The sequence below is a fragment of the Cystobacter fuscus genome (genome assembly GCF_002305875.1).
In the GTDB taxonomy this organism is placed as follows: domain Bacteria; phylum Myxococcota; class Myxococcia; order Myxococcales; family Myxococcaceae; genus Cystobacter; species Cystobacter fuscus_A.
The window spans coordinates 11399178-11423954 of the sequence record NZ_CP022098.1; the positions used below are offsets into that span (position 1 = coordinate 11399178).

The following is a 24777-nucleotide window of genomic DNA, read 5'->3' on the forward strand; positions in this document are numbered from 1 at the left end:
CCTACCGGGGCAGCTCCGTGGGGGAGAAGGGCGGCTCCTTCTGGCGGATGCGCCGCTCGCGCTGGAGGAAGCGCAGGAGGCCCGCGCGCGTCACCACCCCCACCCGCCCCTCGCCCCGCACCGGCAGCGCGTCCACCTCGTGCGCGTCCATGGCGCGCAGGGCCTCGCCCACGGACGTCTCCACGGAGATCGCGGGCACCTGTCTCACCCACCCCTCCACCGTGCCCCGGTTGGCCCGGAACTCCCGGGCCTCCAGCGCGCTCGCGCTCACCACGCCCAGCAACGTGCCCGCCGCGTCCCTCACGGGCAGCGCCTTCTCGAGCGACACGAGCAGCCGCTCACGCACCTCGGGCGCCCACGCTCCGGGCTCCACCGGCTCCACCCACGCCACCAGCGCGTCCACGGGCAGGCGCCCGAGCGTGGCCGGGTCCACGCCCGCCCGCCGCTCCACCAGCGCGTGGCACAGCGCCGAGGCGATGGTGCACGTCACCATCAACGGCAGGATGATGGCGTAGTTGCCGCTCAGCTCGTACACCATCATCAGCCCCGTCAGCGGCCCGCGCGTGAGCGCCGCCACCGCCCCGCCCATGCCCACCATCGCATAGGCCCCACTCGGCGCGGTGATGCCGGGCAGGGCCGCGTGCATCACCTCGCCAAAGGCCCCGCCCGCCAGCGCCCCCATCACCGTCATGGGGAAGAACGTCCCGCCCGAGCCCCCCGAGCCCAGGGTGATGGCCGTCGCCACCAGCTTCAGCACGCAGCCCGACGCCAGGAGCGACACGGACAGCGCCCGCACCGCCGCGTCGTTGATGGACTCGTGGCCCGTACCCCACACCACCGGGTGCACCAGCGCCAGCCCTCCCACCACCAGGCCCCCCAGCCCCGCCTTCACGAACAGCGGCAGCCGCCCCACCCGCACGCTCCACCGGCCCCTGCCCTGGCCATGGAAGAACGTCTCCACGCCGTGCAGCGAGCGGATGAAAGCGTACGCCAAGAGCCCCGTCACCAGCCCGAGCAGCGCGTAGAAGACAATCTCCCAGCCACTCACCATGCTGTACGCCACGCGCCGCACCATGGGCGCACTGCCCATGACGCCCCGGCCCACCAACGTGGCGGTGACGCTCGCGAGGATGATGGGCGAGAAGACACGCAGCTGGAACTCGCGCAGGATGATCTCCATCGCGAACAGGGCGCCAGCGATGGGCGCGTTGAAGGACGCGGAGATGCCCGCACCCGCGCCACTGGCCAGGAGAATGGCCAGCTCGCGCCGCGTGAAGCCCAACGTGCGGCCCACCTCCGAGCCGAACGCCGCGCCGCCAAAGACGATGGGCCCCTCGCGCCCCGCCGAGCCTCCCGTGCCGATGGTGATCGCGCTCGCCACCAGCTTAAGCACCCCGTCGCGCCCGGGCAGTCGGCCCTCTCGCTCCACCGCCTTCACCACCTCGGGCACGCCGTGGCCATGCGTCTCGGGACGGTCGCGCAGCACGCGGCCCACCAGCATGCCCCCCAACATGGGCAGCAGCATCACCCACCAGGGCGACAGGTGCCGCACCTCGCGCCCCACGTCATGCAGGTGCCCGAGCACCGAGTTGGTCGCCGCCAACGCCACCAGCGGGTAGTAGAGCGACAGCGCCCCGAGCACCAGCAACCCCAGCACCTCCAGGCGGCGCTTCACCTGGCTTCTCGGACCTCCCGGCATGATGAGGCGCGAGAGCACCAGCGCGATCAGCCCGAGCGGAATCCCCACGACGAGGAACTCGAACTCCCAGCGCGCCTCGGCGAACGCCTCGCGCAGGGCCGCTCGGGTGGGCGAGTGGGCATCGAGCGCGTCGAGCAGCCTGGGAAAGCCCAGGGCCATTCCGCTCACCAGCCCGATGAGGTTGGCGAAGAGCCCCGCGGCCAGACCGCTGTAGAGGCCCACCAACGCCCCCGCCACCGGCAACACCGAGGGCCCCGGCAGCCGCAGCCGGTTGGTGAGCGCCAGCAGCCGCAACACCCACCGCTCCACGCGCGCCCACGACCCCGGCCGCCCACCCTCCTCGATCGATTCCATGGGCTCTCGGGCACGCTGGGGTTGAGAGCCCACAACCTCATCACCGCGCCAGGGCAGGCCTAGTCGCACCGCGGGGCAACCTCCCACCGTCCGACACTCGCGATGCCTTCACCAACGCCTCGCGCCAACCGGCCAGGCAACCCCCCGCTCCCGGCCTGCTCGCCTCGGAAGGAGGGCCTACCTTGTGAGCCAGGAAGACCAGACGGATTTCCACAGGAGGCGGATCATGTCGCGTTGGATGGGGTGGATGCTGGCGGTGGGCGTGGGAGGCGCTCTCATGGCGGGCTGCAGATCGGAGGAGTCGAAGCAGGCCGGCCGGTTCAACGAGCCCATCCACCAGAAGTACCAGACCCCGGCGGCCTCGGAGGCGCAGAGCGGCCAGGGTGGCTCGGGCGGCGCGGGCACGGGCGTGGCCCTGGACAAGGGCTGGAAGGATCACCCGGCGAACGAGGACATCCACCAGGCAAACAAGCCGGGCCCCTACGTCATCGACCGACCCCAGGAGGTGCCCCGGGAGCGCCGGCCCGGACCCTTGGGCGTGGGCTCGGGCACGGACTCGGCCCGGAGGATGGCCCAGGAGCAACTCGAGGAGTGAATGCCGGGCTCCGCGCCCCCCGTCCACGAGCTGGGGGCGCGAGGCTCAAGAGCCGTTCCTTCTCTTGGTGAGGTCACGCTGGAGCTGCCTCACCTTGCCGAGCAACTGCGCGTCCTCGGCATCCCCGGCCTCCTTCACCTGCTGCTCGAGGCTCTCATAGCGGCTGCACAAGAAGCTGAGGTTGTCACACGCGATGATCCGGGTGAGCCGTTCGTAGGCGAGGCGCGTACGGGCCCACTCCTTCTGCAACTCCGTCGGCCCCCGTGTGACGCGCGGCTTGCGCCCCGTCGGGGCCTTGCTGGGAGCCGTCTCGGGTTCCGGTGAAGGGGCCGCGAGGGGAAAGAGCAGATCCGACTCCATGGCGGACTCGGACGACTCCGCGCCCGCGTCCAGTGCCGTTCCCGCGTCCAAGGCGGACCCGGAGGGGACGACCCCGGGGGAGGACGGAGTCACGGGCGGTGGAACCTCCTCGCCCAGAGGCGCGGAAGGCGGTGGAGCGTCCGCGGGAGGCGCCACATGGGGCGTGGGGTGCGCCAGGGAACGCGCGGGCGGCGGGCGCGACGCGGGCTGCTGGGAGATGACGGCGGCCCAGAGACCCACGACCAGGACCACGCCCAACAGCACGAAGACCAGGGGCATCCACCGCCGCTGGGGTCGCGCCGCACGCTTCCGTGCCACGGGCATGGAGGCGGTGGGCTCCCGCGCGACTGGTAGGGACGGGGTCTCCTCCGTGCGCTCCTCGTCCCCGTCCTCCGGCTCGAGGTCGTCCGGAATCGCCCTGCGCGAGGACGAGAGGCGGGAGACACCCGTCGTCACCACGCGCCGGTGGGGGATGCGCGTCCCGCCAGACTTCGGCCGGTGCGACGACGGCACGTCGTCCTGCTCCGTGTCGCGCAACAGCGACTCGTCGAGCACCACACGCGGCTGGGTGTCCTCGTGGTAGACGTCACGCAGCACCACGCGCGGCTGGGTGTCATCCGTCCGCTCGAGCGGCATCTGGATGCGCGGTTGCGTGTCGTCCAACCCCAACCGCCCTCCGTCCGAGTCCTCGTGCAGATCGGTCCCGACGTGGGCCGCTTCCTCCTCCGGCTCCGCGTCGGGCGCGCGCTCCTCCGTCTCGAACAGCATGGGAGGAGACCTCGGCGGATCCCGCCACCGCTCGGGGCTCGGAGCCTCCTCGGGAGGAAGCGACTCCTCGGGAGGAAGCGACTCCTCGGGAGGAAGCGACTCCTCGGGGGGAAGCGATTCCTCGGGAGGAAGCGACGCGGACCAGCCCGGCGTGTCCTCGATGGGCGGCGGCACCTCCTCCAGGGTGCGCGGCATCGTCCCCTCGAGGAAGGCCGGAGGCGGCTCCGGCACGGCCCTCATCTCGTCCAACGTCGGCACGAGAGAGCCCGAGGGCCGCTCGCTCCGGGACGCCTCGATGGCCTCCCGGGCAACGGCGGGCCGCGTGGGCCCCTCCAGCACGGCATCGGGAGCCGTGGGCTCATCCATCGCCACGGCCGGCCGCGTCTCGCCATCGTCACGCCCGGCGGCACCCTCGCGCGTGCGCGGCGTGGGCTTGAAGGACAGCGGCTCGACGGGCCCATCCAGGCGGATCGTCTTCGGCGGCAACATCGGGACGGGCCGCGGCGACGCGCCCTCCGGCCCGCCCGCGGCCTCGAGCTCCGGCTCGAGCACCCGTCCCACCTCGCGCAACATCACCAGCATCCGCCGCTCGGTCAGGTACTCCGAGGCGAACAGCTCGTGCATGTACCGGCTGATGGACTCCGGACCCGAGGTGGCGTCCAGCTCCAGCAGGCACGCGTTGAGCCGGCCGCGCAGCTCCTCCGCCGCCTGGAAGCGCTGCGCCGGCTCCACCGCCAGCGCCTTCATCACCAGCTGCGACACCGAGTCCGGCACCCCGGGCGCCACCTGGGACAACGGCGGGATGTTCGGGTGGGCCACCGCGGACATCAGCTCGCCGGGCGGCAGCGAGTCGAAGGGGTTCTTCCCGGACAGCAGCTCGTACAGACACAGGCCCACCGCGTACAGGTCGCTGCGCCGGTCCACCGGCAGGTGCCGGGCCTGCTCGGGCGACATGTAGAGGAACTTGCCGAGGATGATGCTCGGGTTCGTCTTGGCCGCGCTCAGCCGGCTCTTGGCCAGCCCGAAGTCGATGACCTTCACCTCCCCCTCGTAGGAGATGAGGATGTTCTGCGGCGAGATGTCCCGGTGCACCAGGTTCAGCTCGCCCTCGTCATCCCCCTTCTTGCGGTGCGCGTAGGCGAGCGCGTCCAGCACCCGCCCCATCACGAACAGCACGAAGGTGATGGGCAGCGGCATCTGCCGGTCCCTCGCCCGCGCCGCCACCTTGCGCAGGTCCTTGCCGTCCACGTACTCGAGGGCCATGTACGCATCGCCCTCGTGCAGCCCCATGTCCAGCACCTGCGCGATGGAGCCGTGCGTGAGCTTCACCAGCGTGCGCGCCTCGCCCACGAAGCGCTCGACGAACTCCGGATCCTCCGCCAGCTGCGGCAGGATCTTCTTGATGACGCACAGCTTCTCGAAGCCCTGCATCCCCTCCAGCCGCGCGAGGAAGATCTCCCCCATGCCGCCCGTGGCGAGCTGGGTCAGCAACGTGTAGCGGCCAAACGGCACCGGCCGGAACGGGCGCAGTCGCGCATTCGAGGACGACGGATTCATGCCGGGGGAGGGGCAGCCATGCTCAACAAGGGGGGCTCCATGCTCGCACTGATTCGGGGCGGAGCGCGAGTCTCCACCTCCATCTTTCCACCCAGACCCACCTCAGCGCACACCGGGATTGGTGAGCTGGCCGACGTCCTCGTCCAGGACCTCGAAGGCGGCCACCTTGTCGCGCGGGGGACGGAGCAGGCGCTCGCCCAGGGGGACCACGTCGAAGCGGGCGCCGGTGACGGCGAGCGTCTTGCCGGTGACGAGCAGCTGGCCGGACTCGGCGGAGCCGGCGAGCCAGGTGGCCACGTTGACGCCCTCGCCCACCGCGCACAGCGAGGGGCGCGAGTCGGGGCCCACCATGCCCACCAGTACCTTGGCGGTGTTGACGCCGATGCGCAGCGAGCACCGCTCGTCCGCGGGGCGGCGCGCCATGTGGCGATCCCAGTCGGAGCGCAGGGCAAGCGCGGCACGCACCGCGTGCACGGCGTCATCCGGCCGGGTCTGCAGGGCCCCGAAGATGGCGCGCATCGAGTCGCCGAGCAGACCCTCCAGGGCGCCCTCGAAGCTGAAGACGAGACCTCCCAGCCGCGAATGGAAGTCGTTGAGCAGCACCGAGGCACGCGCGGGCCCCAGCCGGGCGCTCAGCGTGCTGAAGCTCGCGAGCTCCACGTGGACGATGCTCACGGTGCGCTCCTCCAGACCCTGGAGCCGGGAGCCCGAGCGCAGGGCCTCGGTGGCGCGCCGCTCGGCCACGTCGGGGGCGTGGAAGCGCTCCAGGTGGTGGCGCAGCGGAGGGCTGGAACTGGACGCTGGGGGCGCGGAGAACTTCTGGATGCCGGTGGACACCAGGTGCGCCACGGCGGTGCAGGCGTCGAGCATCACCTCCAGCTCCGTGTCGCTGCGCGCCGAGGTGTTGATGTAGAGCACGCCCGCGAACGTGGGCTCGTTGCCCAGGGGGATGCAGAGCACCCGGTCCACGCCGTAGAGGATGACGCTCTCGCGGCTGGCGAAGCGGCGGTCGTCGCGCACGTCTCCCACCAGCAGGGCGCGGCCCTGGCGCAGCGCCTCGTCGATGATGGCGTCCGAGACGGGCACCTCGCCCTGGGACAGCTTGCCCCGGTGGCGCACGGAGGCGGGCACCAGCACCCCCGTGGGGTGGCGCAGGAGCACCACGGCGGTGGTGGCGTCGATGCGCTGGAGCAACCGGTCCATCGTGGACTCGAGGAAGGACGTCAGGTTCGTGGCGGTGGCGAGCGTCTCCGCGGTGCGGAAGAGCAGGAAGAGCGTCTCGGCGAATCCCCGCTGGGGCTGGGGCGCCGCGGTGGGCGGCGCCGGCGCGATGGGCGCCGCGGCCATGGGAGGGGACGAGTCGCCCCAGGGCGTGGAGATGTTGTCGAGCGCCCGCAGCAGATCCACGTCCTTGATGTTCTTGGCGAGCAGGACGGAGGGGCCCACGTCGTCGCCGTGGCCGAAGCGGCGCACGCCTCCGGCGCCCAGGTCCACCATCTCCGTGGCGGCGTTCTCCGACTGCTGCGCCTGGCGCACCGACACGGAGTTCTCCCCCAGGGAGATGGTGTCGCCGGGGCGCAGGTCGGCGCTGCCCTGGAAGAGGGTGCCGTTGAGGCGGCTGCCGTTGCGGCTGCCCAGGTCCTCCACGCGCAGGTGGTCGCCCTCCAGCACGAGCCGGGCGTGCCGCCGCGACACGAGATCGCCGCCCAGGACGATGTCGTTCTCATCCGCGCGGCCGAGGTAGGTGACGCCCTCGGGCAATTCGTAGGAGGTATCGAAGTAACCCGGGCCGTTGATGATGATCTGCCACATCGCGCCCGGCAGCCTACACGATCAGCGCGCCCGGGAGATCCACACCGACTCGCCCACCCGGGCCGTCGCGAAGGTCTTCAGGGGACGGGTGGCGGGACCGCGCAGCACCCGGCCGTCCTCCCCGAAGCGCGAGCCGTGGCACGGACACTCGAGGAGCGACTCGCCGGGCTTGTAGGCCACCAGACAGTCCCCATGGGAGCAGATGTGCCAGACAGTGACGAAGCAGCCCGACGCGGTGTGAATCACCACCACGTCGAGCAGCGCCTCGGGCACCCGCACCACCACCGAGCCCCCCGGCTCGCGCAATTCCGGGTGGTCGGCGAGCCGCACCTCCACCCAGCCCTCGGCGGCGGAGCCGGGCGTGACGCCACACGCCACGGCGTCGGAGTCGCCCTCCCCCTCCCGCGGGCCACACCCGGCGCACAGGGCCGCCAGGGCACAGGTTCCCTGGACGAGCGAGCCCAGCACGCGCCGGCGGGGGAGCGCCGTGGGAGGAGGGAGCGGTCGCGTCATGGCGTCTGGCAGAGAGCGTAGCCGTTCACCACGGCGACCGCGTCCAGGTCGAACCCCGAGGAGGGGGAGCCATTGGGGTTGTTCCCCGCGTCGCGCACGCGGACGAAGCGGGCCCGGGGCACCCCCAGGGTGGCGAGGTCGAAGCCATCACCCCCCGCCACCGAGGGATCCGTGGCACTCACGCCATTGGTCGGCGAGGAGTACACGGGCTTGATGCCCGCGCAACCGGGATACCCTCCCGCCGCGTCCGTGGAGGCGCAGGGGAACTCGTGCCACGTCTGGCCATCCTCGCTCACCGCGACGATGCCCCGCTCCACGAAGGGACCGATGGGGCTGTTGAAGGCGTTCTCGAAGACGAGCAGGTCCACGCCAGGACCGTCCACCACGCCGATGTCGGTGAACTCGAGGACGATTTCCCCCCCGCGACCCAGGGAGAGGACATCCAGCGAGCCCGAGCTCGCCCCCTCTCCATGGGGAGGCCCGAGCACGATGCCGGGGAAGGTATCCTGACCAAAGCCCGCGTTCGGGCCGAACGAGTAGGACGCCACCCGATCGGCGAAGGGCTGGGGCTGCGCCGGGCACGCCGCGAGAGTCTGGGGCTCGTCCTGGAGGGACGGCTCCCCACAGCCCGCGGCGAGCACGGGAAGGAGGAGCCAGGTGCCCCTGGACATGCGGGCAACGAGCGAGCGACTCACGGCGTCCCCACGTGGAGACGCACGAGCCGGCGGCCGTTCTTGTCCTGCACGCCGACGAGCAGGTCCTCGGCCAGGGGAGCCATCGTCACCACCTTGGTGCAGGTGTTGGCCTGGGTGAGCACCTGCTGGAGCTGCCCCACGGTGACGCCCAGCCCATCCTGCGTGGGGGTCAGCGCGATGCGAGCGACGTCGCGGGTGTTCGTGAAGTCGGCGGAGCCGGAGCTGCGCTTGAGCGCCACTCCCGCCCCGAAGCCAGCGGCATCACGCAGGTCGAGCCCCGAGTAGACCTCGGGCATGTTGGCGCCGGACAGGTCCAGGGTCGTCCCCGCCGTCAGGGCGGGCGTGTACGTGTCGGGGGACACCGCGCGCAGGGCATTGGTGGAGGCGTACTCGTTGTCCGGCGTGGGCGTGGAGTACGCATAGCCGAGGGCGACGATCTTGTTCGTCGCCAGCGCGGAGAAACCGCTGAAGCTCCCCGTGCTCGGGAACGTGGCCAGCTTCGACATCTGGAAGGGGGTGCTCTGCGTCTTCACGGCATAGACACCAAGGCCCGTGCCGCTCACGCCCTCCAGGCCCAACCCATTGATGAGGAAGGCTCCATCCAGACCCACGGCGGAGAAGTTGCCAGCCGCGGAGACGTACGTGGACGTGGTGGACGCCAGATCGTGGATGGCCACCTTGCCGGAGAAGTCACCCAGGGTATAGCCCCCCATCAAGCGGACACCATCGTTGACGAGGTAGCCGTTGACATAGGCGGTCTGCGTCACATCGGCGGGGACGATGGGGTAGAGAGGCGTGGTGCTGGCCGCGACACTCGGCCAGGTGCCGAGCGCGTAGACACTGTCGTCCGAGTTCACACCGTACAGCGTGTACGAGCCCGCGGCACCCGCCACCGCCGTGATGGCGCCGATGCTCTCGGGCAGAGGGGCGGACTCGACGACGGTGAAGCCCGGCTGGAGTTGCAGGGTACCGAGCTGCGCGTCATGCGGCAGATCCGCGCACGTGGTCCCCGCGTCCGTCCCCGCGTCCGGCTCGGGCTCCGTCCCCGCGTCCGTCCCCGCATCTGGCCCGGGCTCCGTCCCCGCGTCCGTCCCCGCGTCCGAACCGTTCCCGGGATTCGGAGGAGCGACGTCCTTCACCACGCAGGTGTCGGCCTCGCACACGTACTGCTTGCCCTCCGGCGGGGCGCCCTTGCTGTTCTGGCAGTCGAAGCGATCCACGCACTCCGGACCACTGCAACCCGTCACCATCCATCCGAACGCCACGGCCCCCACCGCCATCACGACCTGGCTCAGCGAGCGCGACTTCTTCATCTCCGTCATCATCCGCGTCCTGCTCCTTGCCCCCTCGGGCACAACGGCTTCACGACGGGAGTGGATGCGAAATGAGCGCTCGGGCGCGGCCCGTGAGAGGACGCACACGAGAACTCATCCGCGCCCCCCCTCGGAAGCATCGGTATGGTCCGTGCCCACTGGCACGGGTCCCTGGCAGGTCTTCGGACTCACGGGCATGGGCGGCTCTCGACAGAGCCCCCCTTCCTACCGGCCGTCGCTTCCCAGCCCTCGCCGGAGGGCCAGTGCCTTCTGACAGCGTTCGTTCCCGTTCACCGCTGCGGGGCAGTCCCGGAGTCGCACCGGATTCCCTCAAGCCTCCACCACCCGGTGGAAGAACCAAGGACGGCAGCGGGGATAGGGTCGCGGAGGCACCTTTGTCAAATCGGTTATCCGTGACGCGTGGCGCCGCGAGCGCAACACAACACACCCATCAGGACCGCTCACGGTAGAGCGATGACATCACTGACGAGCGAGGGGCCCGAGCTTCGGGGACAGATGGCCAATTCCTTGCGCGCCACGAGCGTGTCGCCCACGACCTCGATGACGAAGACGCGACCCGCGTTGTTGTCGCCCACGTAGGCCCGAGAGCCCACCACGGCGAAGCGTCCCGCCGAGGGCAGCGGACACGACGTCGCTTCCGGACAACCCAGCGCGAGCGAGTCCAGCACGCGGCCCTCCGCGCCGAGCAGCACCAGGCCCGTGCCCCGGACGTCCGTGAGGTTGAAGTCGACGTCATAGGTGGCGGCGCCGCCACAGCTCACGAGCAGCCGTTCGCCCACGGGGAGCACCCAGAAGGGATTGAGACATGCCTCGCCCAGCGCGAGCAGCTCCACCGCGCGAGTGCCCGAATCGATCCGGGCGAGGAACCCGGGGCCTCCGGCGGAGTAGCTGCGCGCATCCAGGTTGCCCAGCGCGGCGTACACCCGGCCCTGGAGCGAGGTGATGCCCGCGGGCGCGGGGAGCGTGGTGCGGCCAGGGAAGGGGCGCAGGGCCTCGCCCGAGGGCAGCACGAAGGTGTCCGTGATGACGGGCGCGGTGGGCTCCGCCACCGAGACGCGCACCACCCGGCCTCCCGCGGACGCGTCCCCCTGGAGATTGCCGAGGAGCGTGACATACGCGTCCGGCCCCTCGAGCGTGAAGGCATACGGGTTGGTGTTGGCGCCGAAGTTCACACTGCCCACGTTGGTGAGGGGAATGCCCGTGGGGAAGCGGGGGCCCGGACCCGGAGCGGGCTCGCCGTCGCGCCGCAGCACCTGCAACGTGTTGCTCGTGGAGTTGAGGACGAAGACGAAGGGCTCGCGCACGAGCACCTGATTGGGGACCTGTCCGGTCTGGGTGCGCGCGGGCAGCTCGCCGTAGTCGGAGAGCCGGGCCTGGAGCAGCCGCGAGGACACATCCACCACGAGCAGCACGTCCTGCATGGGCGCGAGGGACACGGGGCTCGTGCCCACCCGCACCGCGGGCCCCCGCACGTCCGCTCCCGCCTGGATGCCCACCACCTGCCCGGTGTTGAAACACGCGGCGACGACATCATCCGTGCACAGGCCCCCGTGACAGCTCCGCGCGTCCGCGCACACGCTCCCGCAGGCGCCGCAATGGAAGGCATCCGTCCGCACGTCCACACACGAGCGCCCACAGAGCGAGGAGGACGCCAGGGTACACGCGACCTTGCACTCGCCCCGCTCGCACACCTGCTCGGGGCCACACGCCACGCCACCCGCGCCCGCGCACCCGCCACAGTGCGCCGGGTCCGACGCCGTCACGACACACTCCCCGCCGCACAGCGCCGCCCCCGCCCGGCACTGGCAGGCTCCCTCGACACACTGCTGCGTGGCGGAACAGGCCACCCCGCACGCACCACACTGGGACGAGGAGCTGGAGAGATCCACGCACTCATTTCCGCAGGCGCTCAGGCCCTCGGCACACAGCGGCCCCTCGTCCGGACACCCCGCCAATACGAGGGACAGGAACACCGCGAGGACCAGCCCTCCGCATCGCATCGGCGTCATGGCGTCTTCCTTCCCGGCTCGAACGCGCCCGACACGGACACGTACACGGCGCGGCCCGGCAGGGGATAGCCCACGAAGTCCTCGACGCGCGCGTCGAGCAGGTTGCGAACCTCGAGGGACACGGTGAGCTCCGGGCGCGAGCCGAAGGTGCTGGACACTCCCGTGTGGACGAAGGCCCGACCGGGCAGGGTCAGCACCCCGTCCCGCGACAGCGCGTGGGCCGACTGGGCCAGCACCTCCACGCGCCCCGTGAGCCACCGGGGACCAGCCAGCACCCGCGCGAACAGCTTGTGCCGGGGCCGGTAGGGCAGTTCGCGCAGGTAGAAGCGCCCGTCGCGTTGCAGATCATTCGACACGGTGAGCGTGTAGCTCAACGCGCCCGAGAGGAACGGATGGGGCCGCCACTCGCCCTCGGCCTCGAGCCCCACCACGCGCGCCCGGACGAAGTTGTAGGGCCGGGCCGCTCCGGGCGGATAGGCCTCGTAGGAGATGAGATCCTCATAGAGGCTCGCGTACCCCCCCACCGAGGCGGAGGACACCTCCGTGCGGTGCACCACCGCCGCGTCCGCGTACAGCGCGCTCTCGGGGCGCAACGCCGGGTTGGGCAGGAGCGTGCCCTGGCGCACGTACAACTCCAGGAAGGACGGCGCGCGGTGGGCCCGTCCCGCGTTGGCCCGCAGCTCGAGTCCCGCGGGCAGCAGCAGCGAGGCACCCAGCTTCGGCGACCACAACGTGTAGGGCCCCGCCCGCTCCACGCGCATCGAGGGCGCGATCGTCAGGCGCTCGTCCCATGCCCGCACCTCGTCCATCGCCATGACACTCGCGCGGAACCACGCGGGCTCGCCACCGGAGGCCGCGGCCGTCTCCGCGGCGGACACGGCCTCGCCTCCCACGCCCACCAGCGCGGACAGCGCGTGCCGCCCCCACCGCTTGCGCCCCTCCGCCTCCACGCCGCCCACCTGTTGCACCTGCGCCGACACCCCGCTCCACATTCCTCCGTCGAGCGCCAGCCAGTCCCGCCGGTAGTACGCGCGCGCCTCCACGCTCCCGCCTCCCGGCAACACGCCCGCGAGCCGCACCGTCGCCGAGCCCCGACGCGCGGACTGCCGCGCATCCACGCTCGGATTCTGCGCGGTGCCCGCGAGCCCACGCCCGTCGAGGGACAGCTCGCCCAGCGCGTCCACGGAGAAACCGCCACCCAGCTCGCGCCGCAGCCGCAGCAGTCCCCCCGCGCCGTGGGCATCGTTGTTCGCGCGCCGCGACTCCACGAGCGCGTCCCCGGGCAGCGTGGGGCTCGGATCGAAGAGGTAGCGGAAGTTCCCACGCGACAGGCCGCCATGGAGCAGCAGCAGCACCTCGTTGCCCGCGATCGGCCCCGTGGCGGACAACCAGCCCACCGCCGTGTCCCAGCTCCCATACGACAGCTCACCCGCCACGCGCGCGCTCTCACCTGGGCGGCGGGTGATGATGTTGATGACGCCGCCGAGGCCTCCCGAGCCGTAGCGCGCTCCGGCGCCGCCGCGCAGCACCTCGATGCGCTCGGCCAGCGCCACGGGCACGCGCGACACGTCCGCGATGCCTCCGGCCCCATTGAGCGGAATGCCATCGAGCAGCACCAGCGTCCCATTCGAGGACGCCCCGCGCACCACCACGCCCTTGCTCTGTCCGTAGCCGCCCGAGTCCTGCACCACGACCCCGGGCGCGGTGGACAGCAGCGCCGCGGTGTCACGCGCCGCGCCCGCGCCCTCCTCCCCGTCGATCACCGTCAGGGCCCCGCTGGGATCACGCCGCGAGGCGGAGTCCGCGGGCTCGGAGACGGGACGCGCCTCCTCCACCTCGACGATGGGAACGCGGAAGGGCTCGCCTCCAGGAGCCTCGGGAGGCTGGGCGAGGACGGACGCGCTCGTGCCGAGTACCAGACACCCGGCGAGGGAAGACCACCGCATGGGCCCGCCTTCCCGCACGAGGGCCCGGCATGGGCCCCCAGGGGCGTGCCTTTCCTAGGGGGCTTCCCCGTGGCGCGTCAAGAAGCTCTCGGGCACGGGGGTGGGCGTGGCGCGCGAGTGACGTGCCAACCAGTCGAGAATGAACTGATTGAAGGCGGAGAACTGGAGGAAGGTGGCCATCACGTCCCCGAAGCACAGCGAGGCCCGCTCGAAGAGGGGCGACGGCCGGCCGGGGATGAGCAGGGTGCCATCCTGCCAGGTGCCGTTGTGGCTGCCGCTGTCGGAGACGTACCACATGCCCGTCTGCGCCTCCTCGTTGAAGGAGGCGTGCACGCGCGACACGGTGGGGTCCTCCACCATGATGTCGCTGTCGAGCGTGCGGCCCAGGACGATGCCCGTGGAGGGCGTCACCACATGCGAGCGCCTGCGCACCTCGAGCACCAGCGGCTCGGCGACCGTGGGACGGCGCAGCGACAGCCCCGTCATCGTCCTGCGGGAAAAGGCAGGACCCACGCCCACGGGAGTAGCCTCCCACACCAGCACCGGCCAGCACACCGCGCGCCGCACGGACTGGGGATCATCCAGGAACTGCGACGCGAGGGTGGAGAACTTCAGGTGCACGGTTCCTGCCTCCAGCGCATGTGGCGAGGGCACCAAGATGTGCACGGTTTTCAACCGCGCTAGCCCCCATGACGCGGTGGGACGCGGGAGCACACAGCGGCACTCCAGAGGGAGGGAGCGCGCGCCGGCTCCGTCCAAACGCCGGGATGGAAGAAGCCGGCGTGTACACCTCGCGCGGGTGTCCTCCGAGGTGGGCCGCGCTGGCATGACCGCTGCTGTGGGGCGAGGGACCGTGCCACTCCAGGCGCGGGAGCAGGACAAAGGATCAGACGATGTTGACGGCGGGAAAGCGGTTGGCGGTGTTCTCCATCCGCGAGGGCAAGGGCGGGAGCATCTGGGTGCGCGCGGGCAGCGCGTTCGTGAACAAGGACGGCTCACTCAACGTGTTGCTGGACGTGCTGCCGCTGGACGGCAAGCTGCACGTGCGCGAGGCGGCGGACAAGAAGGACTCGGCGGGAACGGGCGGGGGCGGACGCTACGGCGTGGAGGGTGGACTGGACGCGCTGTCGGCGGCGGGGGGCCACTCGTGAGCAGGCGAGCGGGCTGGTGCGCGGTGGTGCTCGCACTGGTGGGGGTGCTCGGGGCGGCGGACGCGGAGGCGGCGGGCGCGAAGTGGCGCACCCGGTACACGGGCCAGGTGAACCTGAACGAGGCGACGCGCGAGCAGTTGGACGCGCTGCCGAGCGTGGGAGCCAAGGCCGCCCAGCGCATCATCGCCTTCCGGGAGAAGCGGCCCTTCAAGCGCGTGGAGGAGCTGGTGCGGGTGAAGGGCTTCGGCAAGAAGCGCTTCCTCCAGCTCAAGCCCTACCTGACACTCCAGGGCACCACGACGCTCAAGGCCGAGCGCGTGCGTGAGCAGGAGCCCGGCAAGGGCTGAGCGCGGCGCAGGGCCGGTGGGCACGAGGCGCGGGCAGCGCCTCGGCCGTCTCGGTCACGGCCATGTCGGCTCGCCCTGGCCCTGATGTCCAACGCCTGTGCCTCACGGAGGCCACCGCCTGGCCGGGGGATGAGCCTGCACTACACGCCGCGCGAGGCCACGGGGACCGTGGTAGACGGAAGCTTGAGCGAGGCGTCTTCGCTCGCCCGAGCCTCCCCGCCCAAGCCCGACAGTGCGGAGCGGCCGCACCGGCACCGCGACTCGCGGGAGGCCGTGACGGCGGCAGCCCCTGGCAGGGTTGAGGGAAATGTGTGGCTGAGCGCCCTCGCGGCCCACTGCTGGCCAAGGAACTGTCGCGAGATTGGCCTGCACCGGAGCGGCGCTCGGCCTTGCTCGCTCCGGCAGCGGCCCTCCTCGACCCCTTTGCACCAGCCCGCCCCCTCAACAAGGCCCCCAGTGCGCCTATGCTCCACGCACCTGTCCGTTCCCGCAGTCAGGAAAGGAGCCGTTCATATGCGTCGTCTCATCGCGGCGAGCGTCTTCTCCAGCCTCAACGTTCTTCTGTCCCCCGTGACGCTGCTCGGCTACGTCCTCTGGACCGGCGGTCTCTTCGTCCGGCGCGGATCGGGTGTATCGACAACGGCGCAGGGCCCCCTGTCCGCACGCTGGCTCGAGCACCACCTGGGGACCCGGAAGGACGAGCCGGCGGATCTGTTGATGAAGTTCCTGCCCGGTGTGCCTCCCCTGGGCCCACGCCTCGCGGCGGGCCCCATGCTGTTCGCCCACCGGCTGACGGGCTACGTGCCCAGGGCCTTCAGATACCCCTTCGAGGGCGAGGTGCCCCCACGATACCAGGCCTCCGCCCGGATCCCGTTCTTCGACGCCGCCGTGGACCGATACCTCGCGGACTTCGACCAGTTCGTCATCCTGGGAGCGGGTTTCGACACGCGCGCCTTCAGGCTTCCCAAGGACGGGAGGGTCCGCGCTTTCGAGGTCGACATGCCGAAGACCCAGGCGCTCAAGCGGGAGATGGTGGAGAAGGCCGGAATCGAATCGGCCCGAGTCACGTTCGTCTCCGCGGACTTCGAGAAGGAGGACTGGCTCGAGCGGCTCGAGGACGCGGGGTTCGACGCCGGCAGGCCCGCGCTCTTCCTGTGGGAGGGCGTGACCATGTACCTGGAGAGGCAAGCCGTCGAGGACACCCTGCGCAAGATCGCCAGCACCGCCCGGGGGAGCGTCGTCGCGTTCGACTATTTCACGACCGAGCCGCTCGAATCGCGGGCGCTCTACTGGCGTATGGCGAGAGCAACGACCCAGGCCAGCGGTGAAACGCTGAAATTCGGCGTGGATTGCAGTCCACCGTTGAGCGAGCGCCTCACCGAGCTGCTCCGGTCTTGCGGACTCTCACTCGGCGAGCACCAGACCCTCGGGAAAGAGACGGAGGGGAAGCGCGCCTGGGGCGGCTTCGCCACCGCGATGGTGCTCTAAGTTCGAGTTTCGCACTCCCCCCTCTCACACGAACACTCCCCAGACCATGCCCTCTCCTCACGACGACTCCCACCCCGACGTGCTCCGGCGAAGACTGCTCGAGTTGAAGGAAACCCACCCGCTTCACACTCTCATCAAGCCCATGCTCCTGCGGGGCTACGCCACGGTCGGGTTCGTCTACGACCATCACCGGGCTCAGGACATCGAGGCTCCCTCCGTGGATGCCGAATATGCCTGGCTGGATGCGCAGGGGAACCTGCGCACCGACAGCATCCACGAGGATTACGATGCGAAGCATGGTTGCGCGCAGTTGTCGTAGACGACCTGCTTGAACGGGCCATGCCACTTCGAGCACTTGACGTAACAACAGACGCCCGTTTCCCCCACCTTCCCCGCGCCGGTCTGTCCGTCCGTCCAGGGCGAGGGCACCTCCAAAGTGGTGGTTGGATTCTCGGGAGCCGAGGTCTGCGTGGGGGCAGAGGTCTGTGTCTCCTCCAGCGAGACCTCGGGGCCACCACACCCAACCACGAGGGCCGCTCCCAACATCAACATGCTCACGCCAGCGAAAATGCTCTTCATGAAGTGGACCTTTCAACGATGCAAGAGAACGAACGTGGATGGCCCCTGCGCTGCAGCCAACTGCGCAGGCCGCGTGGGCAACTCCAGGTGCTTCAACATGGCGCGCACCCCGTCGGGTGCCGTCAAGTATGCCAGCCCCGGCGCCGCCCTGCCTTCCATCTTGTTCTGAGCGCGTCAGTCGATAACGAAGGGTTTTGGCGTACGTGAAGGAAGCCAGGCGGGTGTCTGGTGCAAGGGGGGGCACTTCATTCGCGAAGCATCTGCTCTCGAACGGCTCCCTCACCTCGGTGGGCTGATTCGGGCTCTGCTCATCAAGGATAGAGTCCCCGTCCATTCTGGCCGTGGAGTGGGGGGAAAGACTCATGCTTGGATTCGAGACCATTGGGAATGCCACACTCATCGCCTTTGATGGCAAACCAAAGCTGGTCACGGATCCGTGGCTCAGTGATACCGCCTACTTCGGGAGCTGGGGGCTGAGCTACTCCATTCCACCGGAGCAACGGAGCCACATCCAGGAGTGCGAATACGTCTGGTTTTCACATGGCCATCCAGACCATCTGAACGGCGACTCGCTGCCCGCGCTCTCCGGCAAGAAGTCCTCCTGGGCGATCATGTGGGCAGCCGCATCTACGAGGCGCTGAGGGCCCAGGGGTTCAACGTCACCATCCTCCCGGAGCGAACCTGAACGCGCATCTCCAAAAACATCGAAGTGATGTGCATGACGGACTATTTCCAGGACTCCATCCTGCTGGTGAAGATTGGCAATCGACTCGTCATCAATCTCAATGACGCGGTCGATCATGGCTGGGCTGCGGAGGTCGCGCGGGTGGCCTCCCAGTATGAGGGGAACTTCCTCCTGAAGCTGAGCGGTTACGGCGACGCGGACATGCTCAACCTGTTCACGGAGGACGGGGAACGCATCGAGCCCTGGGCCGCGAAGAAGTACCCGGTGGGCCGGACACTGGTCGGTCCCATGCGTCGGTACAATGCGCGCTACTTCATTCCCTTCAGCTCATTCCACTGCTACCGCCGCCAGGACAGTCTCTGGGCGGAGGCCTACACCACGCCCATCGACGCGTACGCCGAAGGCTTCGACCTGCCTGGCGCCGAGGTGTTGTCCCCCTTCGTTCGGGTGGATTGTGAGACGGGTGCGGTGCTCGAGCTCCGGCCGCCCCCCCTCGGACAGGAGGCCCCGCGAGCCCGGGGAGTTCGGCGACGACTGGAGCGAACCGCTCGGCCAGGAAGATCGCAAGAAGATCGCCGCCTACTTCAAGAACATGCAGGCGCTGGCCAGCAAGCTCGGCTTCGTGCGCTTGCGAGTGGGGGGGCGTGACTTCACCGTCGATCTGAACGACAAGCGCTCGAAGTACGGTGTCACCTTCGAAGCGCCACGGGGCTCGTTGATGACCGCGGTCGAGTACGAGGTCTTCGACGATCTGCTGATCGGCAACTTCATGAAGACCACGCTGCATGGGATGGACAGCCTGTACCCGTGGTTCACGCCGGTTGTCGCCAAGTACGCGGACAACGGGCGCGCATACTCGAAGGTCGAGGTCGTGAAGTACTTCGCCGAGTACCTCCGCCGGCAGCCCAGGAACTTCCTGCTGCACCAGCTCGAGAACCAGGCGTCCGACTGCTTCCGGACGATGGTCCCCAAAGACGCGAAGTTCTATGGAGCGGCGAAGCGGGTCTATTTCGCCCTCAAGGGTCTTCCGCCGCCGCTCGATGCGTAGCCTCGGCTGCGTCCCTCTCCACGCAAGGCGCCATCACCCCCAGCCGACGAATGTGATTGCATTCACACGAACGCAGTGAGACGGATCACGGCCCTCGCCAACCCTCTCAGGCACAGTTCTCCACGTCGAGGCGATGAACGCCTCGCCAGCCATCTGGCTTTGGAGAACACCATGACGAGGATGCCCTGGAAGAGTCTGGCGATTGTTGGTCTGTCCCTGCTGCCCGCCTGTGGCGGCGAGGAGCCGGGTACGACGAGGACGGAGTTGGCCGGACCGACGACCGAGAACCTCGCCCAGGCGGGAAGCGCGCTCGCCGTGACCGGGACCACCCAGACCCACCAGGTCTCGCCCCTGCGCTGCAGCCCACTGCACAGGCCGCGTGGGCAACTCCAGGTGCTTCAACATGGCGCTCAGGCCCTGCCCTCGCTTGGGGGAGGCCACCGTGCAATGGAAACATGCCGTTGGAATGCGGCGCTATGTCCTCCCCGCGGGCCCCCTCCAGATGCCAGCCCTGGATCTGGAACGCTTGCCACCCTCAGGCCGGCTCCCGGAGCGCCCAGCGCAGCAGGGCCAGCGGCATGGCGAGCAGCCATGTCACCACGAACACGGCCCCAGCCCGTTCGGGCACGTAGGCGTCGACGCAGGCGCCGGCGAGCGCGATGACCGCGAACGCCGCGAGCGCCCAGTCCAGCGTGAGCCCCGCGACACCAAAGATCGCCGCGAGGAACAGTTGATCCACCGCGACGATATGGAGCGGCGCGATGCCAAACCGGAGCGCGAGCATCCGGTGCGCGAGGAGCGTGGGACCGACAACCAGGAAGAGCCTGGCGGACCGCCTGCCAGGAGCGAGCCTGGAGATCCGCTCGCGGAACACCACGTTGGCAACGATCGAGGCGACGATCATCCCCACGGGAATGAAGAAGAGATCCCTGGGACCCGGCTCGAGCCGCGTGCCGAGGCGGGCGAGGACGGTGGCGCAGAATCCAAGGATGAAGACGATGCAGATACCGGCGATGCTCAACCGCTCCCGCCGCACCACTTCCGGATCCCGCACGGGAAGGCTCGCGAGGTGCTCCTCGAGCGCGGCGATGAGCGCCGCCATGGACGGAAAGCGCTCGGCCGGCTCTCTCGCGAGGCCCCGACGGAGGATGAGCGCGAGCCACCCGGGAATGCCCGGGCGCACGGGGGGTAGCCGGAACTGGCCGTCGAGCACGCTCCGGGACAGGGCGGAGAGATCCTCTCCGGCGAAGGGCGGCGCCCCGTACACCGCGGTGTAGAGCGCGACACAGAACGCGAACTGATCGCTCGCGGGTGTCGCCCGCTCGCCCAGGAACAGCTCCGGCGCCATGTACGAGGGCGTGCCCATCAAGGTGCCCCGGTGTGTCAGAGGACTCGCGAGAGCACTCGGACTCGCGCCGGGCCGCCGCTCCTCCCCGGGGGAAGCAACGCTCCAGGAGCCCTCGCCGGGGCGCACCGCGAGCGCGGCGATGCCAAAGTCGGCGACCCGCGCCCGCCCGTCCTTGCCGACGAGCACGTTCTCGGGTTTGAAATCACGATGCACGAGTCCGGCCTCGTGTGCGGCAGCGAGGCCCCGGCCGGCCTGCGCCAGCATCGCCAGCACCTCCGGAACGGAGCGCACCGCGCCCGCGAGCCACTCCCGCAGGTTCTGGCCATCGACGAACTCCATCGCGATGAAGACCCGGCCCTCGTGCTCGGACACCTCGTGAACGGCGACGACGTTCGGGTGCGAGAGCCGCGCGAGCGCCTGGGCCTCGCGCAGGAGCCACTCCCGCGCGACCGTGTCCCGTTGGAGCAGCTTGAGCGCCACGCGCCGGTCCAGCAGCGCGTCATATCCCATGTAGACGGTGCCCATTCCACCCTCACCCAGCTTGCGGATGACGGCGAATCGCCCGAGCCCGGCGGACTCCTCTGGATGGGTGACCACGGAGGGCTCCCGCGCGAGGACCGCCTCGGCCAGCACGGCGGGTGGATGCGCGAGGAAGCCCGCTCCCGCCGCACGGTCGTGGACGAGGAGCTTCTCCACCGCCTCACGGAGCGCGACGTCGCCCGCGCAGGACTCGTCGAGCCGCCGCGCCGCGTCCGCGGGCTCCAGGTCGACCAGGGCGTCGAACAGCTCCTCGAGCCTTCTGGGATCCACCGCCACGCTCACTCCTTCGAGGCCGAGAGCCGTTCGTGCAACCAGGCGCGGGCGAAACGCCATTCGCGCTCGATGGTACGGGGGGTGACCCCGAGCGCCTGGGCGATCTCCTCCTCGGACAGGCCGCCGAAGTAGCGCATGAGCACGACACGGGCCTTGCGCGGATGCTCGGCCTCGAGCTGCCCGAGCGCGGCATCGACGGCGAGCACGTCCTCGGTGGGCAGGCCCTCCGCGGCGACCTCGAAGGCCGCCTCGAGCGCCTCGCCCGGCTGCCCACCACCCCGCTTGTGCGCGGCCTTGCGGCGCACGTGGTCGACGATGAGCTCGCGCATGGCCTGGGCCGCGGCGCCGAAGAAGTGGGCACGACCGCTCCAGCCGGGATCACTGCGCCGGACGAGCTTGAGATAGGCCTCGTGGACGAGGGCGGTGGGCTGGAGCGTCTGCCCGGGCCGGAGGTGGGCCATCTGCGCCGCGGCGACCCGGCGCAGTTCGTCATAGACGATGGGGAACAGTTCCCCGGCGGCGCGCTCCTCGCCGCGGCCGGCGTCCTCCAGGAGTTGCGTGACGTCGCGTGCCATGACCCGTGAATCTCTCAAAAGAGCAAGGCAGTGGGTAGGAGCGAGACCACGTGGCAGCCAGAGGTCACCGAAAAAAATGAGCGGACCCATGTCGGGTCTTTTTCCCGGCCTGCGGATGGATGGGCGGGACGCAGGAAGAACCTGCTCCACACCCACGAAAGGGAGACCCGATGATGATTTCCATCCATGAGAATTCCACCCGCCGTTACCTGGCCGTGACTGTACTCGCCGGAGGCCTGGTGCTCGGCGCGTGCGGACCCTCCAACGAACAGCAGGGACAGAAAGAGGAAGAGGTGCTGGACGAAGTGGGCATCCAGGCCATGGCGCTGACCGCCGACTCCTGCGCCAGACTGAAGGCCGTGGGGCAGCCCATGGAGCGCAACTACACGCTGTTCGTGAACGGAGACCTCCGCAAGCCCTTCATCGCCTGGTGCGATGCCGACGGTGACACCTATCTGAACCTGCCGACCGGAGGCGGCCGCAACTTCTCCCAGTACCTCGAGGTGGATGGAACGTCGGTCTCCACCAGGTGGGCCAAGGTCCGGTTGGATCCGGTGGCGATGACGCTCGACGTGAACGACGCCCGGTTCACCACGTCCACCGGAAGCATCCCGGGGTGGAACAAGTACTACGCGGCCTATGGCGAGGCGGGAGACTGCGTCACGTACGACTCCTCGACGGGCCGGGCCAACGTGGACCTGCGCGGGCTGCCCTTCGCCGTGAGCGCGACGTGGAAGACGGACGGCTGGTACGCCGCTGGCGGCTCCACCAGGTCCTCGCATGACCAGGTCGTCGACGTGTCGGGCGGTGGCTACTGCGGCTCCACCACCGTCGACGGTGCCTTGACCGTGCGCTACGTGGGCTATGACTCCTGCGCCACCGTGGCGGCCGCGGGGGGGACCCTGAACCAGGACTACACGCTGTACCTCGGCCTGGACCCCAGCAAGCCCTACCTCGCCTACTGCCACAGCAGCGGCAATACCTATCTGACCCTGCGGGCCATCGGAAGCGGCAGCAACTTCTCCCAGTACCTCGAGGTGGATGGAACGTCGGTCTCCACCAGGTGGGCCAAGGTCCGGTTGGATCCGGTGGCGATGACGCTCGACGTGAACGACGCCCGGTTCGCCACGTCCACCGGAAGCATCCCGGGGTGGAACAAGTACTACGCAGCCTATGGCGAGGCGGGAGACTGCGTCACGTACGACTCCTCGACGGGCCGGGCCAACGTGGACCTGCGCGGGCTGCCCTTCGCCGTGAGCGCGACGTGGAAGACGGACGGCTGGTACGCCGCTGGCGGCTCCACCAGGTCCTCGCATGACCAGGTCGTCGATGTGTCGGGCGGTGGCTACTGCGGCTCCACCACCGTCGACGGTGCCTTGACCGTGCGCTACTTCTACCAGTAGGTGGAGCTGGGTTGGCGGGGTCCTCGGGAGCTCCGCCTTCAGCAAGGTCCCCGTCCTCGGAGGCGCTTCTCGGCAGCGACCTGCCAACCCCTAAAGCGGCGGATGAAAGCCGGTGTCCAGGCTGCCGTCTGGCAGAAGCTGAACAAGCTGGTGGAACGTCTTTCCGCCAGCCGAGGCAGGCGCGAAGCGATAGAGAAGCACGGTGCCGTTGGGCCCCACCGTGAGCTTGAGAATGCTCGAGATCCCTTGCGCGGCGAACGCCGAACGGAAACGCTCGGCGACCGCCCTGTCGACCCGCCCGTTCGAGTCCAGGCGTGCCAGCACCACTGGAGTCCGTTCTTCGAACGCGTTCAAGAGACCCACTCGGGCGACGATGAAGCCTCCGTCCGCAAGAGCGCTCAGGTGGTTGGCTTCGAAGGGAAGCTCCTCCCGCTGGAAGGTGTCGTCCAGGGTTCCGTCAGGGTTCAGACGCATCACCTCGGAACGAGCCTCACCCGTCACAAAAGCGGTGACGAGCTTTCCGTCCGCCTGAACAGCCAGGGCTGTTGCCTGGCGCAACTCCTTCTCGCGCTGCATCCCCAAAAGCCGCTCATGAAAGACCTCATCAGGCTGCCCTTCAGCGCTGATGGAGTAGACAGCCGGGAGGAGAGACTCCGCATATTCGGGATTGTCGGCGACGATGAAACGTCGCCCATCGGCACCGATTGCGCCGGGAATGGAATCGGCCACACCCAGCTCTGGCATCTCCCTCCATGAAGACAGGTCTGGCAGTCCCTCGGGAGTGATCCGCAGGATGGGGCTCCCGGACTTGGAATCCGCCTCACGACGGAAGCCTCCATACATCAGCAGCCCGCCATCCGACTGGAGCTGGACCTCCGCGACCAGGCCCTCAACGTGCTGCTCGGCCGGGAGATTGGGGATGGACACCCGGCGGAGTTCTTCTCCCTCCGGGCTGACGATCAGGGCCAGCTCGTCCTTGTGATTCGGAGAGCTGGAGATCGACCCTGATCCCAGGAGGATTTTTCCATCCGACTGAAGCCAGACGTGGCCTGGATGCGTGGGCGTGAGGCTCGAGCAGCGATCCTGTCCCTTGAAGGTGGGATCGATGCTCCCATCCGGCAGGAGCCGGGAGAGCTTCATGCCGTTCTTCCGTGTTCCTTCCTTGGAGATGAAGCCTTGGATGAGGATCCTGCCATCGGGCTGGTACGTGACCCCCAGGACTTCCGTGCTGAACCCATGCTGGCCAGCTTCCCACAGGGAAACCTCGCAGGGCGAGGCGAACGCGAACCCCGTCAGCTTGCCGTAGAGGGCCTCCCCGGGCATGAACCACACGCCGAAGGACGCCACGCGCACCGTGACATCCAGGAAGGGGACTCTTCGGGGCAGGGGCAGCACGGCCAGGATGAGCAGGAGGACCCCAGGCACGAGCGAGCTGATGACCATCCTGCGTGTCTGGGACATGCGCACCAACCACACCGGCCAGGTGAGCGCGAAGTAGTAGAGCGTATAGGAGAACAGGCCCGTCACCAGCCAACCTCCACCGCCCGACCGGTCGGTGCTTTGGTTGGTGTGGATCACCACGCCAATGGCCACGGGGATGGCGAGGACCAGCGGCCAGAACCACAGGAGACGTCTCCACATGCCCCAACTATAGCGGAGGGTCTCCAGCCCTGAGCCCTCCGGAGAATCGCCCGGCGC

Annotated in this window: 20 protein-coding genes and 1 riboswitch; of the genes, 8 read left to right on the forward strand and 12 right to left on the reverse strand. The window is 69.5% G+C overall.

The annotated features are described in order from the left end of the window. Window position 1 precedes the first annotated feature (1 nt). The gene (locus CYFUS_RS46135) at window positions 2-2053 is read right to left on the reverse strand and encodes a chloride channel protein (RefSeq protein ID WP_095991026.1); all 2052 of its coding nucleotides are present in this window, start codon (window positions 2051-2053) and stop codon (window positions 2-4) included. 226 nt (window positions 2054-2279) lie between these two features. On the opposite strand from CYFUS_RS46135, the gene CYFUS_RS46140 reads away from it, so the two are divergent. Then, window positions 2280-2648: a hypothetical protein gene (locus CYFUS_RS46140; RefSeq protein WP_157759047.1), complete on the forward strand. Its 369-nt coding sequence runs from the start codon at window positions 2280-2282 to the stop codon at window positions 2646-2648. 45 nt (window positions 2649-2693) lie between these two features. Here CYFUS_RS46140 and CYFUS_RS46145 read toward each other — a convergent pair whose 3' ends face one another. The 8 genes from CYFUS_RS46145 to CYFUS_RS46180 all read right to left on the reverse strand — a co-directional run bounded on the left by CYFUS_RS46145 (window position 2694) and on the right by CYFUS_RS46180 (window position 14263). Continuing rightward, complete coding sequence (locus tag CYFUS_RS46145) at window positions 2694-5333, reverse strand: serine/threonine protein kinase (RefSeq protein WP_095991028.1); 2640 nt, start codon at window positions 5331-5333, stop codon at window positions 2694-2696. Between the two features lie 102 nt (window positions 5334-5435). After that, window positions 5436-7145 (reverse strand): FHA domain-containing protein, encoded by a 1710-nt coding sequence (locus CYFUS_RS46150; RefSeq protein ID WP_095991029.1) that lies wholly within the window; start codon window positions 7143-7145, stop codon window positions 5436-5438. 21 nt (window positions 7146-7166) lie between these two features. Continuing rightward, window positions 7167-7658 (reverse strand): ubiquinol-cytochrome c reductase iron-sulfur subunit, encoded by a 492-nt coding sequence (locus CYFUS_RS46155; protein WP_095991030.1) that lies wholly within the window; start codon window positions 7656-7658, stop codon window positions 7167-7169. Beyond that, entirely contained in the window at window positions 7655-8353 is a 699-nt protein-coding gene (locus tag CYFUS_RS46160) for a cell surface protein (protein WP_095991031.1), read from the reverse strand. The genes CYFUS_RS46155 and CYFUS_RS46160 overlap by 4 nt, the downstream gene beginning before the upstream one ends. Then, window positions 8350-9678 carry a hypothetical protein gene (locus CYFUS_RS46165; RefSeq protein WP_095991032.1) on the reverse strand — a complete coding sequence of 443 codons (1329 nt, stop codon included), beginning with the start codon at window positions 9676-9678 and terminating at the stop codon, window positions 8350-8352. Before CYFUS_RS46165 ends, CYFUS_RS46160 begins: the two co-directional genes overlap by 4 nt. 143 nt (window positions 9679-9821) lie before the next feature. Next, a riboswitch (cobalamin riboswitch) is annotated at window positions 9822-10043 on the reverse strand. Between the two features lie 84 nt (window positions 10044-10127). Continuing rightward, the gene (locus tag CYFUS_RS46170) at window positions 10128-11696 is read right to left on the reverse strand and encodes an MXAN_6577-like cysteine-rich protein (protein WP_095991033.1); all 1569 of its coding nucleotides are present in this window, start codon (window positions 11694-11696) and stop codon (window positions 10128-10130) included. Next, a complete protein-coding gene (locus tag CYFUS_RS46175; protein ID WP_095991034.1) occupies window positions 11693-13642 on the reverse strand; it encodes a TonB-dependent receptor plug domain-containing protein in 1950 nt (649 codons plus the stop codon). Before CYFUS_RS46175 ends, CYFUS_RS46170 begins: the two co-directional genes overlap by 4 nt. Window positions 13643-13696: 54 nt before the next feature. After that, window positions 13697-14263 carry an FHA domain-containing protein gene (locus CYFUS_RS46180; protein ID WP_157759048.1) on the reverse strand — a complete coding sequence of 189 codons (567 nt, stop codon included), beginning with the start codon at window positions 14261-14263 and terminating at the stop codon, window positions 13697-13699. A 272-nt stretch (window positions 14264-14535) separates the two neighbouring features. Here CYFUS_RS46180 and CYFUS_RS53580 point away from each other — a divergent pair, with 272 nt between their 5' ends. The 6 genes from CYFUS_RS53580 to CYFUS_RS53595 all read left to right on the forward strand — a co-directional run bounded on the left by CYFUS_RS53580 (window position 14536) and on the right by CYFUS_RS53595 (window position 18940). After that, window positions 14536-14793 carry a hypothetical protein gene (locus CYFUS_RS53580; RefSeq protein ID WP_095991036.1) on the forward strand — a complete coding sequence of 86 codons (258 nt, stop codon included), beginning with the start codon at window positions 14536-14538 and terminating at the stop codon, window positions 14791-14793. Then, on the forward strand, window positions 14790-15140 hold the full coding sequence (locus CYFUS_RS53585) for a ComEA family DNA-binding protein (RefSeq protein ID WP_232537196.1): 351 nt from the start codon (window positions 14790-14792) through the stop codon (window positions 15138-15140). Before CYFUS_RS53580 ends, CYFUS_RS53585 begins: the two co-directional genes overlap by 4 nt. A 513-nt stretch (window positions 15141-15653) precedes the next feature. Continuing rightward, on the forward strand, window positions 15654-16628 hold the full coding sequence (locus CYFUS_RS46195) for a class I SAM-dependent methyltransferase (protein WP_157759050.1): 975 nt from the start codon (window positions 15654-15656) through the stop codon (window positions 16626-16628). Window positions 16629-16674: 46 nt separating this feature from the next. After that, a complete protein-coding gene (locus tag CYFUS_RS46200) occupies window positions 16675-16947 on the forward strand; it encodes a hypothetical protein (protein WP_095991039.1) in 273 nt (90 codons plus the stop codon). Between the two features lie 622 nt (window positions 16948-17569). Then, complete coding sequence (locus CYFUS_RS53590; RefSeq protein ID WP_232537197.1) at window positions 17570-17848, forward strand: MBL fold metallo-hydrolase; 279 nt, start codon at window positions 17570-17572, stop codon at window positions 17846-17848. 507 nt (window positions 17849-18355) lie between these two features. Then, entirely contained in the window at window positions 18356-18940 is a 585-nt protein-coding gene (locus tag CYFUS_RS53595; protein WP_232537198.1) for a hypothetical protein, read from the forward strand. A gap of 535 nt (window positions 18941-19475) precedes the next feature. On the opposite strand, the gene CYFUS_RS46210 is transcribed toward CYFUS_RS53595, so the two are convergent. Both CYFUS_RS46210 and CYFUS_RS46215 read right to left on the reverse strand, forming a co-directional pair. Beyond that, on the reverse strand, window positions 19476-21098 hold the full coding sequence (locus tag CYFUS_RS46210) for a serine/threonine-protein kinase (protein ID WP_157759051.1): 1623 nt from the start codon (window positions 21096-21098) through the stop codon (window positions 19476-19478). A gap of 8 nt (window positions 21099-21106) precedes the next feature. Then, on the reverse strand, window positions 21107-21676 hold the full coding sequence (locus CYFUS_RS46215) for a sigma-70 family RNA polymerase sigma factor (RefSeq protein WP_095991041.1): 570 nt from the start codon (window positions 21674-21676) through the stop codon (window positions 21107-21109). 170 nt (window positions 21677-21846) lie between these two features. Here CYFUS_RS46215 and CYFUS_RS46220 point away from each other — a divergent pair, with 170 nt between their 5' ends. Then, window positions 21847-23079, forward strand: a complete 1233-nt coding sequence (locus CYFUS_RS46220) for a GON domain-containing protein (RefSeq protein WP_198316365.1) — start codon at window positions 21847-21849, stop codon at window positions 23077-23079. A gap of 90 nt (window positions 23080-23169) precedes the next feature. Here CYFUS_RS46220 and CYFUS_RS46225 read toward each other — a convergent pair whose 3' ends face one another. Next, window positions 23170-24672 carry a delta-60 repeat domain-containing protein gene (locus CYFUS_RS46225; protein ID WP_198316366.1) on the reverse strand — a complete coding sequence of 501 codons (1503 nt, stop codon included), beginning with the start codon at window positions 24670-24672 and terminating at the stop codon, window positions 23170-23172. Window positions 24673-24777: the final 105 nt, after the last annotated feature.

What these genes read in the sequence shown, in the direction of transcription:
- CYFUS_RS46170 (WP_095991033.1), bottom strand. Translation starts at nt 11,696, where the DNA reads ATGACGCCGATGCGATGCGGAGGGCTGGTCCTCGCGGTGTTCCTGTCC.
- CYFUS_RS46150 (WP_095991029.1), bottom strand. Translation starts at nt 7,145, where the DNA reads ATGTGGCAGATCATCATCAACGGCCCGGGTTACTTCGATACCTCCTAC.
- CYFUS_RS46135 (WP_095991026.1), bottom strand. Translation starts at nt 2,053, where the DNA reads ATGGAATCGATCGAGGAGGGTGGGCGGCCGGGGTCGTGGGCGCGCGTG.
- CYFUS_RS46200 (WP_095991039.1), top strand. Translation starts at nt 16,675, where the DNA reads ATGCCCTCTCCTCACGACGACTCCCACCCCGACGTGCTCCGGCGAAGA.
- CYFUS_RS46165 (WP_095991032.1), bottom strand. Translation starts at nt 9,678, where the DNA reads ATGATGACGGAGATGAAGAAGTCGCGCTCGCTGAGCCAGGTCGTGATG.
- CYFUS_RS53590 (WP_232537197.1), top strand. Translation starts at nt 17,570, where the DNA reads ATGCTTGGATTCGAGACCATTGGGAATGCCACACTCATCGCCTTTGAT.
- CYFUS_RS46215 (WP_095991041.1), bottom strand. Translation starts at nt 21,676, where the DNA reads ATGGCACGCGACGTCACGCAACTCCTGGAGGACGCCGGCCGCGGCGAG.
- CYFUS_RS46155 (WP_095991030.1), bottom strand. Translation starts at nt 7,658, where the DNA reads ATGACGCGACCGCTCCCTCCTCCCACGGCGCTCCCCCGCCGGCGCGTG.
- CYFUS_RS46220 (WP_198316365.1), top strand. Translation starts at nt 21,847, where the DNA reads ATGATGATTTCCATCCATGAGAATTCCACCCGCCGTTACCTGGCCGTG.
- CYFUS_RS46140 (WP_157759047.1), top strand. Translation starts at nt 2,280, where the DNA reads ATGTCGCGTTGGATGGGGTGGATGCTGGCGGTGGGCGTGGGAGGCGCT.
- CYFUS_RS46175 (WP_095991034.1), bottom strand. Translation starts at nt 13,642, where the DNA reads ATGCGGTGGTCTTCCCTCGCCGGGTGTCTGGTACTCGGCACGAGCGCG.
- CYFUS_RS53580 (WP_095991036.1), top strand. Translation starts at nt 14,536, where the DNA reads ATGTTGACGGCGGGAAAGCGGTTGGCGGTGTTCTCCATCCGCGAGGGC.
- CYFUS_RS46145 (WP_095991028.1), bottom strand. Translation starts at nt 5,333, where the DNA reads ATGAATCCGTCGTCCTCGAATGCGCGACTGCGCCCGTTCCGGCCGGTG.
- CYFUS_RS46195 (WP_157759050.1), top strand. Translation starts at nt 15,654, where the DNA reads ATGCGTCGTCTCATCGCGGCGAGCGTCTTCTCCAGCCTCAACGTTCTT.